The 19,980-nt window shown below is 35.7% G+C and carries 18 protein-coding genes; 14 read left to right on the top strand and 4 right to left on the bottom strand.

Annotated features, from left to right (window positions below; genetic code table 11):
- Positions 1–30 precede the first annotated feature (30 nt).
- Together ftsW and C1H58_RS06135 are read left to right on the top strand one after the other, a co-directional pair.
- Complete coding sequence (gene ftsW / locus C1H58_RS06140) at positions 31–1,251, top strand: cell division peptidoglycan polymerase FtsW (protein WP_050331339.1); 1,221 nt, start codon at positions 31–33, stop codon at positions 1,249–1,251.
- A gap of 346 nt (positions 1,252–1,597) precedes the next feature.
- On the top strand, positions 1,598–5,047 hold the full coding sequence (locus C1H58_RS06135; protein ID WP_165545662.1) for a pyruvate carboxylase: 3,450 nt from the start codon (positions 1,598–1,600) through the stop codon (positions 5,045–5,047).
- 104 nt (positions 5,048–5,151) lie between these two features.
- Here C1H58_RS06135 and C1H58_RS06130 read toward each other — a convergent pair whose 3' ends face one another.
- Complete coding sequence (locus tag C1H58_RS06130; protein WP_050345800.1) at positions 5,152–6,060, bottom strand: COX15/CtaA family protein; 909 nt, start codon at positions 6,058–6,060, stop codon at positions 5,152–5,154.
- 215 nt (positions 6,061–6,275) lie between these two features.
- Here C1H58_RS06130 and cyoE point away from each other — a divergent pair, with 215 nt between their 5' ends.
- From cyoE to C1H58_RS06110, 4 genes are all read left to right on the top strand, one after another.
- The gene (gene cyoE, locus C1H58_RS06125; protein WP_060830082.1) at positions 6,276–7,187 is read left to right on the top strand and encodes a heme o synthase; all 912 of its coding nucleotides are present in this window, start codon (positions 6,276–6,278) and stop codon (positions 7,185–7,187) included.
- A 27-nt stretch (positions 7,188–7,214) separates the two neighbouring features.
- Positions 7,215–7,676: a DUF420 domain-containing protein gene (locus C1H58_RS06120; protein WP_050331335.1), complete on the top strand. Its 462-nt coding sequence runs from the start codon at positions 7,215–7,217 to the stop codon at positions 7,674–7,676.
- Between the two features lie 528 nt (positions 7,677–8,204).
- Positions 8,205–9,275 carry a CAP domain-containing protein gene (locus tag C1H58_RS06115; RefSeq protein WP_165545661.1) on the top strand — a complete coding sequence of 357 codons (1,071 nt, stop codon included), beginning with the start codon at positions 8,205–8,207 and terminating at the stop codon, positions 9,273–9,275.
- On the top strand, positions 9,265–9,708 hold the full coding sequence (locus C1H58_RS06110) for a YlbF family regulator (RefSeq protein ID WP_182280530.1): 444 nt from the start codon (positions 9,265–9,267) through the stop codon (positions 9,706–9,708). The genes C1H58_RS06115 and C1H58_RS06110 overlap by 11 nt, the downstream gene beginning before the upstream one ends.
- Positions 9,709–9,813: 105 nt before the next feature.
- On the opposite strand, the gene C1H58_RS06105 is transcribed toward C1H58_RS06110, so the two are convergent.
- Positions 9,814–10,767: a glycerophosphodiester phosphodiesterase family protein gene (locus tag C1H58_RS06105; protein WP_165545659.1), complete on the bottom strand. Its 954-nt coding sequence runs from the start codon at positions 10,765–10,767 to the stop codon at positions 9,814–9,816.
- 96 nt (positions 10,768–10,863) lie between these two features.
- On the opposite strand from C1H58_RS06105, the gene C1H58_RS06100 reads away from it, so the two are divergent.
- Positions 10,864–11,109 (top strand): YlbG family protein, encoded by a 246-nt coding sequence (locus tag C1H58_RS06100; protein WP_016424788.1) that lies wholly within the window; start codon positions 10,864–10,866, stop codon positions 11,107–11,109.
- Between the two features lie 2 nt (positions 11,110–11,111).
- On the opposite strand, the gene C1H58_RS06095 is transcribed toward C1H58_RS06100, so the two are convergent.
- Positions 11,112–11,501, bottom strand: coding sequence for a DUF7147 family protein (locus C1H58_RS06095; protein ID WP_165545658.1), 390 nt, complete (start codon positions 11,499–11,501; stop codon positions 11,112–11,114).
- Positions 11,502–11,564: 63 nt separating this feature from the next.
- On the opposite strand from C1H58_RS06095, the gene rsmD reads away from it, so the two are divergent.
- Together rsmD and coaD are read left to right on the top strand one after the other, a co-directional pair.
- A complete protein-coding gene (rsmD, locus tag C1H58_RS06090; protein ID WP_165545657.1) occupies positions 11,565–12,119 on the top strand; it encodes a 16S rRNA (guanine(966)-N(2))-methyltransferase RsmD in 555 nt (184 codons plus the stop codon).
- A complete protein-coding gene (gene coaD / locus C1H58_RS06085) occupies positions 12,112–12,597 on the top strand; it encodes a pantetheine-phosphate adenylyltransferase (RefSeq protein WP_050331329.1) in 486 nt (161 codons plus the stop codon). The genes rsmD and coaD overlap by 8 nt, the downstream gene beginning before the upstream one ends.
- A 311-nt stretch (positions 12,598–12,908) precedes the next feature.
- Here coaD and C1H58_RS06080 read toward each other — a convergent pair whose 3' ends face one another.
- Complete coding sequence (locus C1H58_RS06080; RefSeq protein WP_165545656.1) at positions 12,909–14,042, bottom strand: nucleotidyltransferase; 1,134 nt, start codon at positions 14,040–14,042, stop codon at positions 12,909–12,911.
- Between the two features lie 126 nt (positions 14,043–14,168).
- On the opposite strand from C1H58_RS06080, the gene C1H58_RS06075 reads away from it, so the two are divergent.
- The 5 genes from C1H58_RS06075 (at position 14,169) to pheT (ending at position 19,751) form a co-directional block, all read left to right on the top strand.
- Complete coding sequence (locus C1H58_RS06075) at positions 14,169–14,708, top strand: YceD family protein (RefSeq protein ID WP_165545655.1); 540 nt, start codon at positions 14,169–14,171, stop codon at positions 14,706–14,708.
- A 47-nt stretch (positions 14,709–14,755) separates the two neighbouring features.
- Positions 14,756–14,929, top strand: a complete 174-nt coding sequence (rpmF, locus tag C1H58_RS06070; RefSeq protein ID WP_016424794.1) for a 50S ribosomal protein L32 — start codon at positions 14,756–14,758, stop codon at positions 14,927–14,929.
- A 151-nt stretch (positions 14,930–15,080) separates the two neighbouring features.
- Positions 15,081–15,827, top strand: coding sequence for a TrmH family RNA methyltransferase (locus tag C1H58_RS06065; protein WP_165545654.1), 747 nt, complete (start codon positions 15,081–15,083; stop codon positions 15,825–15,827).
- Positions 15,828–16,288: 461 nt separating this feature from the next.
- Positions 16,289–17,359 carry a phenylalanine--tRNA ligase subunit alpha gene (pheS, locus tag C1H58_RS06060; RefSeq protein WP_060830077.1) on the top strand — a complete coding sequence of 357 codons (1,071 nt, stop codon included), beginning with the start codon at positions 16,289–16,291 and terminating at the stop codon, positions 17,357–17,359.
- Complete coding sequence (gene pheT / locus C1H58_RS06055; protein WP_165545653.1) at positions 17,346–19,751, top strand: phenylalanine--tRNA ligase subunit beta; 2,406 nt, start codon at positions 17,346–17,348, stop codon at positions 19,749–19,751. Before pheS ends, pheT begins: the two co-directional genes overlap by 14 nt.
- Positions 19,752–19,980: the final 229 nt, after the last annotated feature.

Below are 19,980 nucleotides of genomic sequence, written 5' to 3'. Positions count from 1 at the left end.
GTAAGTGCGATGAATTGGATGAATTAACATATGAATAATATGAAAAGATTATTTCGATATATTTTGAGATCCTCTAAATATATCGATTTTCCATTATTAATTACATATCTTGTACTCTGCTTTATTGGATTAACAATGGTTTACAGTGCAAGTATGGTAGCTGCGACACGAGGAACTTTAACAGGCGGTAGACCGGTGGCTGGAACATATTTTTATACAAGACAGATTATTTACGTATTGATGGGTTTTAGTATTGTATTCTTCATGGCTTACATTATGGATGTTAAAATCTTAAAAAAACGTAATGTACAACTCGGCATGATGGCGATGATTATATTCTTACTTTTTGCGACACTTGCATTTGGATCTGAAATTAACGGTTCTAAAAGTTGGTTGAATTTAGGATTTATGAATTTACAAGCTTCTGAGTTATTAAAAATCGCAATTATTTTATATGTTCCATATATTATAGAAAGAAAGCGTTTCGAAATTCAGCGAAATCCTTCTGTTATTTTATGGCCAATCCTATTTGTAGGTTTTTGTTTAGGTCTCGTCCTTTTACAAAAAGACGTAGGTCAAACGTTACTCACTGGTGCTATATTTTTTAGTATTATCGTTTATTCAGGTATTGGTGTCAAAAACCTAATTAAGATTGGTTCATACGCTTTAGGGGCATTAATTGTAGTCATTATCATTATTGTTATTTTTAGAATTAATGTTTTACCTTCATACTTGACTGCACGATTTAGCGCGTTGGAAAATCCATTTAACTATGAATCAGGTATAGGTTACCATCTTTCTAACTCACTATTAGCAATAGGTAACGGCGGCTTGTTTGGTCGAGGCCTTGGAAATAGTATTATGAAACTGGGTTATTTACCTGAACCCCATACCGATTTTATATTCGCTATTATATGTGAAGAACTTGGTTTGGTGGGTGCGTTTTTGGTAATCGGTTTGATTTTCTTTATCGTTTATCGCGCTTTTGAGCTTGCATCACTAACAAAATCATATTTCTATAAGTTAGTTTGTGTAGGTATTGCAAGTTATATTGCCTTACAATCATTTGTTAATCTAGGCGGTATCTCAGGCTTAATTCCATTAACAGGTGTGCCACTTCCATTTATTAGTTTTGGTGGTTCATCTATGCTCAGCTTAAGTGCTGCGATGGGATTACTTTTAATTGTTGCCAAACAAATTAAATACGACGATGCAAAGCAACGTTATTATGAAAAACAAAATAAAATCTAGCCATCTCAAAGAACTTCACAAATTTAAAAGCATGTGTGCATAAAAGCGAAATTTTAATTTTAAATATCGTTTTTATGCACTTTTTTTATATCTTAAATAGCTTTATACAATGGCAAACGCCATTAAAGATCACTTTTCTTTTTGACATCAATCACGATAACAGATAAAATGATTTTATCCATTTGTATAAATTATTGTAAATGATAAGTTTTATTTATCGTAAATTTGATAGTTGATTTTAAAATACAAATGATTTTTAAACTTGACACTTTAAAATACTGAGCTATTTTTGTTATAATTAATATTGTATTTTTCGAATTTTCGAACTATTTAGGAGGCTTATAAAATGAAACGCATCAATAAGCTATTAGTAGCTAATCGTGGTGAAATTGCTATTCGTATTTTCCGAGCGGCGACAGAGTTAGGCATTCAGACGGTTGCAATATATTCAAAAGAAGACATGAGTTCATTACATAGATACAAAGCAGACGAATCGTATTTAGTTGGCGAAGATCTTGGGCCATCAGAAAGTTATTTAAATATTGAACGCATCATTAAAGTGGCAAAAGATGCAGATGTTGATGCTATTCATCCGGGTTATGGCTTCCTAAGTGAAAATATGCATTTTGCAAAACGATGTGCTGAAGAAGATATTATCTTCATTGGACCGCACCTCGAACATTTAGATATGTTTGGTGACAAAGTCAAAGCCCGTGAAACAGCCATTAAAGCAGAGCTACCCGTGATACCGGGAACAGATGGCCCGGTTGACAATTTTGAACGAGCTAAAGCATTTGCGGAAGAAGCAGGCTTCCCGTTAATGATTAAAGCGACAAGCGGTGGTGGCGGTAAAGGGATGAGGATTGTAAAAGAAGCATCAGAACTTGAAGAAGCCTTTACACGTGCCAAGTCCGAAGCAGAAAAGTCATTTGGTAATAGTGAAGTTTACATTGAAAAATTTATTGATAATCCAAAACATATTGAAGTACAAATCATTGGTGATGAAGCAGGCAATATCATTCATTTATATGAAAGAGACTGCTCAGTCCAACGTCGTCATCAAAAAGTGGTAGAGGTGGCACCTTCTGTAAGTTTATCGACGTCATTAAGAATGCGTATTTGTGATGCGGCAGTCGATTTAATGAAAAAGATTAAATATGTCAACGCAGGAACCGTTGAATTTTTAGTTTCTGGTGACGATTTTTACTTTATAGAAGTAAACCCACGCGTTCAAGTTGAGCATACGATTACTGAAATGATTACAGGTGTTGATATTGTTAAAACACAAATTTTGATTGCTGACGGTGAGTCTCTACATGATGAAGCGATTGCAATGCCCCGCCAAGATGAGATTCATACTTTAGGTTATGCAATACAATGTCGAATCACGACTGAAGATCCTACTCAAGATTTTATGCCTGATACGGGTCGCATCGTAGCTTATCGCTCAAGTGGTGGTTTTGGTGTTCGTTTAGATGCAGGTGATGCATTCCAAGGTGCAGAAATTTCACCTTATTATGATTCATTGCTTGTTAAAGTATCAACACACGCCATCAGTTATAAGGAAGCACGAGAAAAGATGGAGCGCTCATTACAAGAAATGCGTATTAGGGGTGTAAAAACGAATATCCCATTTTTGCGTAACGTCATTAATCATGCCCAATTTGCATCTGGCGATTACACAACGAAGTTTCTTGAAGCTTCACCAGAGCTATTTGTGATTCAACCTTCGCGCGACAGAGGTACAAAAACATTAGAATATATCGGTAATGTTACAATAAATGGTTTTCCGAATGTAGAGAAACGACCAAAACCAAATTTTGAACACCCTGATATTCCGACTTCTGATACGAAAGCAATTGCCCAGTTAAGAGGGACGAAACAGTTGTTAGATGAGAAAGGTCCCCAAGCTGTTGCGGATTGGGTTAAAGCGCAGGATGAAGTCCTATTAACAGATACGACGTTTAGAGATGCGCACCAATCTTTATTAGCGACACGCGTGCGGACACATGATCTTTTGAAAATTGCGCCTGAAACAGCCAATGTGATGAAAGACAATTTTTCACTTGAAATGTGGGGCGGTGCTACATTTGATGTAGCCTATAACTTTTTGAAAGAAAATCCGTGGGAACGTTTAGATAAATTAAGAAAAGCGATACCGAATGTACTATTTCAAATGTTATTACGTGCGTCAAATGCTGTAGGATATAAAAATTATCCAGACAATGTCATTCAAAAGTTTGTTGAAGAAAGTGCTGCAGCGGGTATTGATGTCTTTAGAATATTTGACTCACTCAACTGGGTAGAGCAAATGAAAATTGCGAATGAAGCGGTTCAAAAAGCAGGCAAAATTTCAGAAGGGACGATCTGTTATACAGGCGATATTTTAAACCCAGAACGTTCGAATGTTTATACGTTAGATTATTATGTGAAGATGGCACAGACACTCGAAAGAGAAGGCTTCCATATGTTAGCCATTAAAGATATGGCTGGTTTATTAAAACCGAGAGCTGCATACGAATTAATTGGTGAACTGAAGGCAACAGTTAATCTTCCTATTCATTTGCATACACATGATACAAGTGGAAACGGCATTTTAACATACAAGCAAGCTATTGATGCTGGCGTAGATATTATTGATACTGCGGTTGCTGCGATGTCAGGTTTGACGAGTCAACCAAGTAGTAACTCAATTTACTACGCAATGAGTGGTTTTGAGCGTAAGATTCGTATGGACATCGAAGGTCATGAAACACTTTCTCATTATTGGGATGCAGTACGTCCATACTATAGTGATTTTGAAAGTGATATGAAATCGCCACATACGGAAATTTATCAACATGAAATGCCAGGTGGCCAATATTCAAATCTTCGTCAACAAGCTAAAAGCTTAGGTTTAGGTGAACGTTTTAGTGAAGTGAAAGACATGTACCGTCGCGTGAATTTCTTATTTGGTGATATTGTTAAAGTAACGCCATCTTCAAAAGTTGTCGGTGACATGGCGCTTTATATGGTTCAAAATGAGTTGAACGAAAAAGATGTTGTTTCTCAAGGGCATAAATTAGATTTTCCAGAATCTGTTGTGTCATTTTTTAAAGGTGAGATTGGGCAACCTGTTAATGGCTTCAATAAGGATTTGCAACGTGTTATATTGAAAGGACAAGCGCCACTCACTGAGCGTCCTGGTGAATATTTAGAGCCAATCGATTTTGATGCACTCCGTGAAGAATTGCAAGAAAAGCAACAAGAAAAGGTGACAGAGCAAGATCTCATTAGTTATGCGCTATATCCAAAAGTGTACGAGCAATATGTTAAAACGTATGAGCAGTTTGGTAATGTTGCTATTTTAGATACACCAACATTCTTCTTCGGCATGAGAGATAATGAAAAAATAGAAATTGAGATTGATAAAGGTAAAATTTTAATTATCCAACTTAAAACAATTACAAATCCTGATGAAAATGGTGTGCGAACTGTCTTCTTTGATATGAATGGACAAGCGCGTCGTATTCAAGTGAAAGATGAAAACATTCAAGCTTCTCATCTAGCGAAACCGAAAGCGGATAAAGCAGATTCATCACATATTGGTGCACAGATGCCGGGGACAATTATAGAAGTTAAAGTAGCTGAAGGTGAGCAAGTTGAGGCAGGACAGTCATTGATTATTAGTGAAGCTATGAAAATGGAAACTACTATTCAAGCACCTTTTAAAGGAACAATCAAAAAAGTTCATGTTTCAGCTAATGACAGTATTGAATCTCAAGATTTACTTATTGAGATAGAAGCAGAATCATAAAATATTTCGAGTTGTAGCGATTTCTACAATAAAAAAGCTAATTCCCAACTTTTAAAAAGGGAATTAGCTTTTATGTTAAATAAAATGATTAGATGCAAATTGTGTTATTGTTCTCCGCGATTTGACCGCAATATAAGTAGAAGGAAATAACTGATTAGTCCAAAGAGCAACGTGATAAATAAGGCGTGGAATAATGCAATGATTAAATTAACGTTTGTAACGATAGATAATGCCCCAGTTGTTACTTGTAAAATAATCAGTATAAAACTTGCAGTGTACCCGTATTGGATTGTTCGGATATTCGGATAATATTTGACCGCATGAATGTAAGCAACAAGGACTGCGATAAAGGCAATCAGTGCCATAAATCTATGAGCGAGTTGTACCCAATCATGTACATCATGTGGGACAATGTCATTAAATGGTATAGGCCATGAACCGTATGCGAGACTAGAATCCGTGTGTCGTACAAGTGCACCTGTATAAATGGTTAAATAAATAATGATAGTCATCACCCAAGTGTATACTTGAAGTGGTTTTTTAATATGTACCTTATTCGCTTCATATTTTTGGTCTAAATCAAAAATAATTAATGTTAAAACAAAGACTGATGAAAAACTAATTAACGAAATACCAAAATGTAGTGCTAAAACATAATCATTTTGTTGCCAAACGACAGCAGCAGCCCCTACCAAAGCTTGAATAAGTAAGAAACCGATACTAATAAGACTTAAAGGTTTTACCTCTTTAATATGACCGATATTTTTCCAAGCGGTAATGACGAGCCATGTTACAAATATCACTGATAAACCAGATACTGCTCTGTGACTCAATTCAATGATGGTATCTATAGGTAGATTTTGGGGCAAGAAAGCACCATGGCATAGTGGCCAGTCAGATCCACATCCATCTTCTGAGCCCGTTTTTGTAACGAGTGCACCACCAAGTTGAACCCAAGTCATTATCAATGTTGATACGACAGCTAGCCACTTTAGGTTTCGCTTATTAAACAATCTCAAACACCCCACTATTACATAAAATAGTAAATCATTTTTATTAATTTACATTACTGCCATTATATCAAAAAGCTTACATGAAAATGTGATTTTAGAGTGAAGTTTTTCAGAATGTCGATAAAGTGTCACAAATTTTTCTTATTTAAACTGGTCATTCTTACGCCTTTCATATATCATTGGTGTATATGTTATTTGAAAAAGGGGGGGAATTGATGGCAAAGTCAGAAGTTATATCACACACTTCCGGCCGCATCACTTATAAGGAACTGAAACAAATTATTAAGTTAGGTCTTGTTCAAGGCAACTTAATTCCTTCATTTGCGGGTGCTTGGTTAGCGATTGTGATGTCTCATCATGCGTTTTTAGCTTCTATTCCGCAAATTATTATTATGATGTTGGGGTCAACACTCGTAATGGGAGGCGCATGTGCACTTAACAATTATTATGACCAAGATATCGACCAAGTGATGCCAAGTAAACAAAATAGACCGACCGTTAACGATCGTATTTCAAACCGTCAGTTACTTCTATTAAGTTTTGGAATGATGATTGTTGGTGAAATCTTATTGTTTATGATTAATATGCCGGCTGGCGTGATTGGTTTAACAGGTATTGTCGGCTATGTGTCATTTTATTCTATATGGTCAAAACGTCATACAACATGGAATACTGTCATTGGCAGTTTCCCTGGAGCGGTACCACCTTTAATTGGATGGGTTGCAATCAACGGCGAACTTAGCTTGATGGCATGGGCATTATTTTTAGTTGTATTTTGTTGGCAACCTATTCATTTTTATGCACTCGCAATTAAGCGTAAAGATGAATATGCGATGGCTCAAGTTCCTATGTTGCCGTCTGTTAAAGGATTTAAGCGTACACGTTTAGGTATGTTTTTGTGGTTGGTTTTACTCTTGCCACTTCCGTTCTTAATGCACGAATTAGGTAGTGTATTTATTGTCTTAGCATCATTATTGAATATCGGGTGGATATTATTAGGATTGACAAGTTTTAAAACGTCAACGAATCAAACAAAATGGGCAACAAAGATGTTTATCTATTCTTTAAATTACCTCGTTCTGTTTTTTGCTCTTGTTGTCGTTATCTCTTTAATTAAAATGATTTAAAAAGATTACGAGTGAGGAATGAATATCATGAATGTACCTATTTTACCTACAATAAGTACGACGTGTATTGTTATCAGTGCCATATTAGTTGCGATAGGTTGGCGCTTGATATGGAAACGTCGCATCGAGCAGCATAAAAAAACAATGCTATGGGCAGCAGTGTTTGCAGTGACGTTCTTTCTAATTTATGCGAGTCGTACGATATTTATCGGTAACACTGCTTTTGGTGGGCCTGCTTCCGTCAAAGTTTATTACACGATTTTTCTAATATTTCATATTACACTTGCCACAGTTGGTGGTGTGTTAGGTTTAGTACAAATTATTACGGGATTAAGAGACAAATACAATGTACATAGAAAAGTGGGGCCTATTGCATCGGTAGTTTGGTTTTTTACCGCTATTACAGGTGTAGCTGTTTATATTCTTTTATATGTTCTTTATCCTGGTGGAGAAACAACTTCTCTAATTAAAGCAACATTTGGGCTTTAAATATTTTGATTGAGCCTCTTTAAGACCAATCGCATTATTTTAGAAGAGCGGAGCATCGAAATCTACTTTGTGACTTTAGATTTCTGTTCCGCTCTTTTTAGCTTATTTTTCGACTATGGCGTTTTAGACATTTTTGAAATTTGAGACACGCGTGTTAAATGATGGAATGGATTTGGGGTTAATTTTTTCTCACAAAGGGTATTGTTTTGTTAAAATAAATACGATTGTCTTTTAAACGACTAAGGCATTGAAATGATGGTATAAAAAGCACGACGATTTTACAATATGCATTTTGTGATAGTAATGTCATTTGTTAATCAATTAAAGTTTATGACTCTAGCGACTTGATGAGAGTGACAGACATCCATTTAATATTGGCGTTTTTAACTCATTAATATATTTGTTTTGAATCCTAATAGTTCAAATTAATAATTGTAGCATTGAAAATATGTATTTCCAATATTACAGATCATACAAAATGACAAAGTTCGTTATATAGACGACAAGCATAGGTGAAGGGAGGATACAATGAAAAGTAAAGTTTTAAAAGTAGTTGCAGTTTTATTGTTAGTAGGGTTTTTAGTGTATCTTTTTTATTCGCCAAAGTTAGAATTTGATGTTCTAGAAAATCCGAATCAATCTACAACGACAAAGAAAGAAAAGACGCCGCTTATTAAAAAAAATGAAGGTGAAAATCCAAAATTAACGAGAGGTGTCGGAACTTTAATGGGTAAGCCGATTCAACATGTTATGGATCGATACGGTATCGCGGATCGCATCTATTCATATCAGAAAGATTATAAATGTTTTGTTTTTAAAGATAACGACCGTTATATGTTGTTTTTAACAAAACACAATAAAGTGAAATCGGTTTATGTGACGGGGGAGAAATCTCAAAATGAAACAGGTCCTATCAAAATCAATGAAACAGCGTCGAATCTATTTAATTCATATTCCATAAACACTGAGCCTGAATTTACCGTAAAAAATCAAAATTATCATTATGAATTATCTGATAAAGACATTAAAACGCAGTCTCTTATCCAATTCGGTAATATTTATGCGCAAGTCTTTATTGATCAACAAAGAAATAAAGTTATCGGTATTCGTTATCTCGACAAAGAAGCATTAGCAGATATCAACCCTTATGCCCAAAACAATAGTAGCTCTAAAGAAGTGGATAAGGAGGACGCAAAAGACAAGCCTTCAGATCAAAATGTGAACCAACGATTGACATTGTATGAGCTAACCAATGAAATTCGTAAACTAAATGGGCGTCAACCATTAAAAGTGAATCAGACTTTAGAAGATGTTGCAACTGTTGATTTATTTAATTCTGGAGATGTTGCTAATACAGAATTTACAGAAAGTAACTTAAACGACCTTGTTAACAAAACAGATATACATTATCAATCCGTATCGCAAAATGTAGGTTATAATTTCAATGATGTTCCATCTCTCGTTCATAGTTGGATTAATTCAGATGTTCACCGCTCACGGATGTTAAGTAAAAAATATCAAGAAATGGGTGGCGAAGTCGAACAACAATATTATTTATTAATATTTTTAGAGAAAGGTGATGAAGAAAGTGTACGATGAAGCGCTCATGGCAGTTTTAGATCAAGCTGATGAATTGGCTGATAAAATTAAAGCTTCAGAAGCTTTCGATGCTTACCAAAAGGCAAAATCATCTTTAGAATCCGATCAAGTTGCACAAAGCCTCTATGCAGAGTTTTTAAAAAGTAAAGTGAAGTATGATGAAGTTCAACGTTTTGGTCGCTATCATCCTGATTATGAAGAAGTGATGAAACAAACAAGACGTCTCAAAAGAGCGTATGAAATGCATGAAAATGTTGTTAATTTTAAAAGATGTGAAACAGAATTGCAGCAACTCTTAGATGAAGTCGTAACGATTATTGGAACTAGTGTTTCAGAAAATGTAAAGATTGATGCAGGTACACCTCTATTTGAGGCTTTGACTACAGGCGGTTGTGCGACAGGCGCAAGCTGTCAATGTCATCCACAACTTTAAGTGGATGTTAAGTATAAAGTGCATCAAATAATCAGCAATAGCAAAAAGCCAATTTAAGCATGTTAAGAAATTTGTTTTTCTAAATGTTTAAATTGGCTTTTTGCGTTAGGATGATGTGTGCGATGAATTCTGGATATTGGATCGATAAGCAGTGAGAAACTGACGTCCAATCGTAGGACGAACAGTGACAATCGTATGCACACCTTGTTCTACAAGGTCATGCATTGCATCCACACTATTAACCCCGTAATAGCCAGGGATAATATGAGATTGGTTGAGCCAGTTGATCAATTTTGGCTGAACGAGTGGAATACGATGAAAATAAGTAGGCATTTGAAACGTTTGTGCATGTCCACGATACCATGCATGTAGCCCTAAATATAATTTTAAAATTGCGTCAGTTACCTCAGCTTGACTTGCGCCAAGTGCAATTTCACCGCGGCTGATGGCGTAAAAACGTTCGATTTGTACTTTATAAAAGCTAGTTACTAAGACACGTTTTTCTGCGTGATTTCGCTTGATTGTCTCATATAAACGTTGGGCAGCTATTTGTCCTTCGTAACTTTGAGGTTGATCTTTAATATCAATATTGACTAATTGATCAGGATAGCGAGATAAGAGTTCATCCATCGTCATAATTTTTGCGTCCGGATGATTTTGGTAAGGTTTTTTACCATTCATATCTTTAAAACGATAACCTGCATCAAGCGCTTTTAATTCATCCAAAGTATGGTCACGGACGTAACCTGAACCGTTTGTTGTACGGTTAACGTCAGCATCATGAAATACAATCACTTTTTCATCTTTAGTTATGCGAATATCTGTTTCAAATCCTGTTAGATTCATTTCAACTGAATGATCGAAAACAAGGATAGTTGATTCAGGGCGTTCTGCCATACCGCCACGATGGCTAAATATATAGGGGGCAGGATGCTGGAAAAATTCAGGGATTTGTCGATGCATCGATCCTTTTTTATAATGTTTAATAAAAGCGGCACCGCCTATGAGCGAGGTGATGCTTAATAGAGTTCGAGTAATCAAACGTCGTGATTGCGTCATTCCACATTCCTCCCATCGAATGATAGATTCTTTAAAGCGCCTTTTCGGATGACCAGTCTCATGGTACGATACTATTGTAAAGATTGAGGTGAAAATATGAATATTATACAACGTGAAAAGATTATTATTTATTTAAAAAATATGAAACATGAACGTCATATTAGAAAATATGGCCATATCGTTTATAGTAATCCGCAAGAACAATACGTTTCTATGTATGTCAGCCAAGATCGTGTAGATGAAGTTGTGACAAAATTAATGAAACTAAAATATGTGACTCGAGTTGTTGGCTCGCCTTATAAATATTTAAAAAGAGAATACTCAAAAGAAGTGAACGAATAATGTCATTCTAAATGAGGAATCCAATTTTGTAATCGTAACACACTTTTTAAATAATTAAAATATAATGCTAATTCAGGATAATCATCAGGTGCATGCACGTCAATACCTACCATTTCAATATTATAGGGTTTGGCAAATGATTGTATCAGCTCATATTTTTTATTACGCTCTGGGTATGGGTAACGTACTGCATCTAACATCATATATATTGCTTGAAATTTACGTCCCTCAGTAGGTTGCATAATCATAGCGACAGATGTTAATTGTTTTTCTGACTTAGGCGTATGAAAGAAAACAATACGATTAATACGCTTATAGTTATATTGAATTAATGTTTTAAACTCATAAAGGTCGGTAAGACCATGTCCTAATACGATAAAAGATTGTTGCATGATGATATCCTCCTTATAATTCAAAGTATATTAAAAATGAAATCAGATTGGAAGTGTGAATCAATGCGGGTCATTGCAGGAAAACATAAAAGTAAGCCTTTAGAAACATTGGAAGGGCGTCATACGCGGCCTACGATGGATAAAGTGAAAGAAGGAATATTTAATAGTCTTCACTCAGTATCCGGCTTAGGTTTAGATTTGTTTGCGGGAAGTGGTAGTTTAGGGATAGAAGCACTTTCTCGTGGTATGGATCAAGTTATTTTTGTTGATCAAAACATCCGAGCGGTAAAGATTATACATCAAAATTTGAACAAATTAGGTTTAACACAACAGGCAGAAGTTTACAAAAATAGTGCAGAACGCGCTTTGAAAGCTTTGTCTAAAAGAGAAATTCAATTTGATGTGATTTTTTTAGATCCTCCTTATGAAAAGGGGCTTATTGATCAAGCACTTCAAAAAATTCATGAATTTAATTTATTAAAGCAAAATGGTATGATTGTTTGTGAATATAGTCATCGTGAATCAATTGATACGTCGCTATTTGAAGAAGTTAAACGTTATCATTATGGTTTGACAGATACTTGTGTTTTGAAAAGAGGAGAAAATAACCATGGTTAATACAAAAGCAGTCATTCCTGGAAGTTTTGACCCCATTACGAAAGGCCATTTAGACATCATAGAAAGAAGTGCTGGCCGTTTTGATGAATTACACGTTTGTGTGTTGCGTAATAGTAGTAAAAAAGGGACATTTACAAATGAGGAACGTGTTTCTCTCATTGAGAAGTCTGTAGGACATCTTTCAAATGTATACGTGCATTCATTTAGTGGTTTGCTTGTTGATTTTTGTGATGAAATTGGTGCGACAACAATTATTAGAGGATTACGTGCGGTCAGTGATTTTGAATATGAACTAAGAATCACCTCAATGAATAAGAAACTCAATGATAAAGTCGAAACATTGTATATGATGAGTTCTATGGATTATTCTTTTATAAGTTCGAGTGTCGTGAAAGAAGTGGCACAATACGATGCGGATATTTCAGAGTTTGTGCCAAAACACGTTGAAGCAGCTTTATTAAAAAAGTTTGGAAAATAGACAGAAATCAACGTCGAACCATGAGCATTTATTAAAAGATATACAATCAATTGAAAATGAAGCGCTAAAAACGCTATGACGTCAATTGCGTTCAATGGTGTACTGTTCAACGTAAGCATCTGTTCTTACAATGTTTACGGTGAAAAAATGATTTTCTCAGTACAACCTTGAAAAACAAATTTAATAACAAACTGGAAAACGTTTTGAGTTGGAGTGAACCGATGGTGCTAGCTATTCAAAACGTTTTCTTTTTATTTATGATAGTTATTTGTAAAAAAAGAGTTTCTATTGCACTTTGCAGCTGTAAAACTTTATTTTGCGATATAAACAGGTGTGTTGAAATCATTCATGGTTTCATCTGTTAATAAATTGTATATCTCTGTTGCTTTAATTTCATGTTTGAAAAGGGGAGCATTTTCACGATTGACATTAGTAATGAATTGTTTTTCGGGTGCAATCGATTTTAAATGTTTTAAATATTGTTGGCCCTTTTGAGACATTGCCAGTATTCTCACACCGGGGAGTTGCTTATTGACATCGCTATATTGAAAGTTAAGTAAAATATTCATCAAAATGCGTTGAATGTGTGTATAAGTATAGCGTTTTGTTTTTAGTGCTGTCATCAATTCATCATAGTTTGAAACTTTAGTAATAACTTTATGTAATCTATTCTCAAACCCTTCGCTCATCGTATAAATACTTTTTAAACTTGAAGGAGATTGTTGTAATATTGACAATTTAATCAATTGAAATAACCGTTCTGAGTCGCAATAGGGTTGCGTCATGAGTTGAACATTTTGTTTAGGAACCATCGTTTTCCAAACATCATCTTTACCGCATAAACTTTTGCGAATAGCGGTACCACTTGCTAGGGAGTCATGTTGAAATTGGTCATCGTGGTGGTGCGTGTGCGCTCGACTTATAGTCATCGGCTGAAGTTTTGGGTTATGGCGCAATATATTTTTAATGTAAGCGATTGCAAGTACATTATTAGGTTCTGCTAAAATGTCGGTATGTAAAATTTCACCTGCGATGCGTGCATAGCTTTTACCAGATTTAACTTGACGTTTAAAAGCGTCTGTCTCTTCTAGTTCAAGCAATTGCTCTGCAGTTTGTTTCAACTGAATCCTATCACCACTTTCGCTACCAAAACTGAGTACATCTGCTTGCATATACGAAGCCACTTTGATTCCCATTTCAGCAAAAATATCGCTAGATGAAAGTGATCCGAGTAAAGGCAATTCTACAACAATATCACAAGCCACTGTAGCCATTCGTGCACGTTTAAATTTATTAAATATAGCAGGCATGCCACGCATCATAAATTGACCGCTCATAATAGCGATAGCGACATCAGCATTAGCCTCTCGTTGACTTTGAGTTGCATGGTAGAGATGCCCGTTGTGGAATGGATTATATTCTGTAATCATGGCGACGCTTTTCATTTGCATTCTGTCCTTTCGTGTTTCATTATAAATATTGTATCAGAACATAAGATGTTAAGAAAAAATCTTGACAACTTAAGATTCAAAAGTTAAAATAAATTTTGTGCTTGTTAGAGGTGAAGCCATATGAAATGGTCAATAACACAATTAAGAAAATACCAAGGACAACCTTTTAAATTTAGTCAAACTGTGACATTTAACGGCCTTGTTCAAAAATTAGATATTTTGGACTTATCTCCTATTCAAATAGAAGGGGAGCTTACCGTTAAATCCAACGAAGTAGTTGCTCAAATGCATTTAACTGGGAATTATACTATGGCATGCGCGCGAACATTAGTCCCCGTGGATGTTCCATTAGATGCATCAACAACAGAAGTGTTTGACTTAGATGGTTTGTATGAAGATGAGGACGATGAGCATTATCATCTTGCAACGGATGGCATGATTAACCTCCGAGATATCGCCGAGGAAATCGTAATGCTTGAAAAGCCAATGCGCGTTGTTGCTGATGATAGCGAAGACATGCTGACTGGTGGTCAAGGTTGGGAAGTTATTGACGAAGATGATTTGCATAATGACCCATCTCATGATGAATCAAAAGTAAATGTCGATCCAAGGCTTCAGAAATTACAACAATTATACGATGATCGTAACCATGCACGCTAAGCTTTTTGAAATACATGCGTCTAATCGAATAAAAGGGAGGATTAATCATGGCAGTACCAAAAAGAAGAACTTCTAAAACAAGAAAAAACAAACGTCGTACTCACATTAAATTAGCAGTACCTGGTTTTCAAGAGTGCGGAAACTGTGGTGAATTTAAATTAGCTCACCGTGTATGCCCAAGCTGTGGTTCATACAAAGGTGAAGAAGTCGTTTCTAAATAATAGACTTTTTACAGTTTAATAATATTAAGTTAAAATAAGGCTGGAACTATTGCTGTTCCAGCCTTATTTTTCTGGATATTATAATATACTTTAACCAAAATTGAGACAGTTGCCACATATACAGCATAGGCGGAAGTGAAAAGAGGTTATTATGGAACAAATCACATCTATACAAAATGCAAAAATCAAAAATTTTAATAAGTTAAAAAAGAAGAGAGAACGGGATAAACAAGGTTTAGCGATTATAGAAGGACCACATTTAATTGAGGCCGCTTATCAAAGTGGCAATAAAATCAAGCAATTATTTATGATTGAACCACAACGGGTCGACCAAGAGATGATTCAACATACTGAAGAAGCGTATGAAATCACTCAAAAAGTTGCTGAGAGTTTGTCGGGTACGATGACCCCACAGGGCGTTTTCGCAGTAATAGAAAAGTCTGAAGTGAATACCAAGCAAGCACAGCAAGTGCTTATTTTAGATCGTATCCAAGATCCAGGGAATTTAGGGACGCTTATTCGAACAGCGGATGCTGCAGGCTTAGATTTAGTGATACTCACTAAAGGGACTGCAGATGTTTATCAAGATAAGGTTTTGCGTGCGAGTCAAGGAAGTGTTTTTCATATTCCTATCCAAGTTGTCGATAATGTTTTAGATTTTATCACTCACTTCGATGGCCCGATCTATGGAACGGCACTTGAAGAAGCAACAGTTTATCATCAAGTGGCTTCACGCCAATCTCGCTTCGGATTAATTGTTGGAAACGAAGGACAAGGGGTTGCACCTGAATTATTGCAACACACGACTCAAAATTTAACCATCCCAATTTATGGACAAGCTGAAAGTTTAAATGTAGCAGTCGCTGCAGGGGTTTTGATGTTTTATTTGAAAGGATAAAAGAGAACGAATCTGGGTTGACCCTTTCTAACTGCATGTATATAATAAACGTATTAACAATTCAACAATTGCGAACAAAAAGACGTAAACTATTAAAGAAGTTGCCTAGGGAAGTATGACATTAACTGAAAGTGATACTCAACTTACATAGTTTTTTTCACCTTTTTAGCTACTTAAAGAGATTTAAGTCGGAGTGATATCCGTTATCAACATCAAATCAGAGTGTATGTATTTATTTTACATAAAACTGGGTGGTACCACGGAAAGATTTCGTCCCATTTCTATTGGGGTGGAATCTTTTTTATTTTCATAAAATGAATGGAAAAGAAGTATAGGCTAGGACAAAATTGCCGCTTAGTCAACGAAAAATCTAAAATGATAAAGTGGGGAAAGGTAAAAATTTAAGTTTTTACTTTTTTGATGACGAGGCAAGTGTTGGTTTAATTAAAGGAGGAACAATAATGGTGCAAAATGATGAAATGACGAAAATCAAACATCAGGCGATTGAAGACATTCAACAAGCAGAAGATGAAAAAGCATTGCAAGATGTTAAGGTTAAATATCTAGGTAAAAAGGGTCTAGTCACTGGACTTATGAAACATATGAAAGACTTGCCTAAAGAAGAAAAACCAGCTTACGGTCAACAAGTGAATGTCGTTAGACAAGCGATCGAAAGTGATATTGAAGCACGTCAAACGGTTTTAGCTGAAGCTAAATTAAATCAACAGCTTGCAGAAGAGTCAATTGATGTGACACTTCCAGGTAGAAAAGTTGCGAACGGTGCACAACATCCGTTAACGCGGACTATAGAAGAAATTGAAGATTTATTTTTAGGATTAGGTTATGAAATTGTTACAGGTTATGAAGTAGAACAGGATTACTATAATTTTGAAGCATTAAACTTACCGAAGTCACATCCAGCTAGAGATATGCAGGATAGCTTTTATATCACAGAAGAAATATTACTTCGTACACACACATCACCTGTACAAGCACGGACTATGGAAAAAAGACAGGGGCAAGGTCCTGTTAAAATTATTTGTCCAGGTAAAGTTTATCGACGCGATTCAGATGATGCAACACATAGTCATCAATTCACACAAATTGAAGGTCTTGTTGTAGATGAAAACATTAAAATGAGTGACTTAAAAGGAACGTTGGAGTTATTAGCAAAATCACTGTTCGGTGCCGATCGTGAAATACGCTTACGTCCAAGTTATTTCCCGTTCACTGAACCATCAGTAGAAGTTGACGTGTCTTGTTTTAAATGTAAAGGAAAAGGTTGTAATGTATGTAAACACACAGGCTGGATAGAGATTTTAGGTGCAGGCATGGTGCATCCAAACGTGCTAGAAATGGCAGGCTTTGATTCAACTAAATACTCTGGATTTGCTTTTGGTATGGGGCCTGACCGAATTGCAATGCTCAAATACGGTATAGAAGACATTCGCCATTTCTATACAAATGATGTACGTTTCTTAAATCAATTTAAAGCAGTAGAAGATAGAGGTGACCAAGATGTTAGTATCTAAAGAATGGCTAGAAGAATATGTTGAAATTGATGTTGCTGTCAAAGATTTAGCAGAACGTATTACACGTACAGGTATTGAAGTAGATGATATTCATGATTTTACAAAAGATATTAAAAATTTAGTTGTAGGTTATGTTGAATCAGTGGTAGCACATCCAGATGCAGCTAAATTAAATATTTGCCAAGTTGATATTGGTGAAGAAGCACCTGTACAAATTGTCTGTGGGGCTCCGAATATTGGTGAAGGTCAAACTGTCATTGTCGCAAAAGTTGGCGCTAGATTACCGGGTGGCATAAAAATTAAAAAGGCAAAATTACGTGGAGAAGTCTCTCATGGTATGATCTGTTCATTACAAGAAATAGGCTTATCAAGTAGTGTTGTGCCAAAAGCTTTTGAAAACGGAATCTATCAATTTTCATCTAAAATTACACCAGGAACAGACGCACTTGAAGCACTCTATCTCAATGACCAATCTATGGAATTCGATTTAACGCCAAACCGTGCAGATGCATTAAGTATGATTGGAACAGCCTATGAAACAGCGGCGCTTTATGGTAAAAAAGTAGCAAGACCTGAAACAACAGCGACTGAATTAGAAGAAAACGCAGCTGATGCAATATCAGTCAAAGTAGAAAATGCCTCAAAAGTACCTTATTATAGTGCGCGCGTTGTAAAAAATGTGAAAATTGAGCCTTCACCAGAATGGATGCAAGCACGTTTAATGAAAGCAGGTATTCGCCCAATTAACAATGTTGTAGATATTTCTAACTATGTCATGTTGGAGTACGGTCAACCACTACATATGTTTGATAAAGATCAAATCGGTTCAAATGAAATTGTAGTTAGACAAGCACATGAAAATGAGTTGATGACGACTTTAGATGATCAAGAAAGAAAATTAGTGGATACAGACATTGTTATCACAAATGGCAAACAACCGATTGCGCTTGGTGGTGTTATGGGTGGAGATTTTTCTGAAGTTACCCCACAAACACAAAACGTGGTGGTCGAAGGTGCCATTTTCGATTCAGTATCGATTCGTCATACTTCACGCCGTTTAAATTTAAGAAGCGAATCTTCTAGCCGTTTTGAAAAAGGACTGGCAACAGAATTCTTAGATGAAGCGGTCGATCGTGCGTGTTATTTACTAGAAACACTTGCGAGTGGACAAGTTTTAAGTGGTCGCGTTTCAGATGGAGATTTGGGCACGTTGACTACAGAAATTAAGATTACTACTGATAAAGTAAATCGAACAGTCGGTTTTAATCTTACAGAGGCAGACATTATCCGTGTCTTTAATCAACTAGGCTTTGAAACTGAAGTGGATGGTTCAGAAATCACTGTTAAAGTGCCATCACGTCGTCGTGATATTACAATACAAGCTGATTTAATTGAAGAAATCGCAAGAATATACGGTTATGACAACATTCCATCAAGTCTACCAGTATTTGAGCATGTAACAAGTGGCGCACTTACTGATCGTCAACGTAAAACACGTGTGGTTAAAAATGCATTAGAAGGTGCAGGCTTATCTCAAGCGATTACTTATTCTTTAGTTGATCAAGAACGTGCCTCTGCATTTACAACAGTAGATCGAGAAACGATTTCATTATTAATGCCAATGAGTGAAGCACATTCAACATTACGCCAAAGCCTTATCCCACATTTAATAGATGCAACACAATATAACGTAGCACGTAAAAATCATAATATTGCTTTATATGAATTGGGTAATGTCTTTTTTGGTAACGGGGAAGGCACGTTACCAGACCAAGTGGAATACTTAAGTGGTATCATGACTGGAGAATATGTCTCTAATCCTTGGCAAGGTAAAAAAGAAATAGTTGATTTCTATCTGTTAAAAGGTGTTGTTGATCGTGTAGCTGATAAATTAGCATTGGACTTTGAATATGAAACAGCACAAATCGACGGGCTACATCCTGGTCGCACTGCAGCTGTAATTTTAAATGGAGAAGCGATTGGTTTTATCGGTGAGCTTCATCCAACAGTGGCAAAATCTTATGACCTATTACGTACTTACGTTTTTGAATTGAATTATGAAAAAATCATGCAACAATCTGTGGGATATATCAATTATCAACCTATTCCTAAATTCCCAGGTGTAACAAGAGATATTGCATTAGTTGTGAAGTCAGAAGTAAGAGCTGCTAACTTAATACAAACGATTCGTGAAAATGGCGGAGAAATTTTGAAAGACGCTTCTGTGTTTGATGTCTATGAAGGAGAACACATGGAAGAAGGTCAAAAATCTGTTGCGATACGACTTGAATATTTAGATGAAACAAATACGCTAACTGAAGAACAAGTCGCAAAAGTTCACGAACAGATTCTTTCTGCTTTAGAAGCTGAAGGCGCGACTTTAAGAGCTTAATAGCAAAAGTATATGGTAAAGAAACATCTAGAAGGGCCTCAGTATAGAAATAAAATTAAAGAATCATAAGAACGCCTTATCACAAATACTAAAAATGTAGGGAAACTAGCCATTTTAAATTGCTGTTTTCCTACATTTTAATTTTTACTCTTTTAAAATATATTTTTTAATCATTTTAATAATTTATAAAAGCATTACTTGTATGCAATCGTTAAAAGTAATGCTTCTT

Source organism: Staphylococcus sp. 191 (genome assembly GCF_011174885.1).
GTDB classification, from domain to species: domain Bacteria; phylum Bacillota; class Bacilli; order Staphylococcales; family Staphylococcaceae; genus Staphylococcus; species Staphylococcus coagulans.
This window is presented reverse-complemented; position numbering and strand designations above follow the sequence as displayed.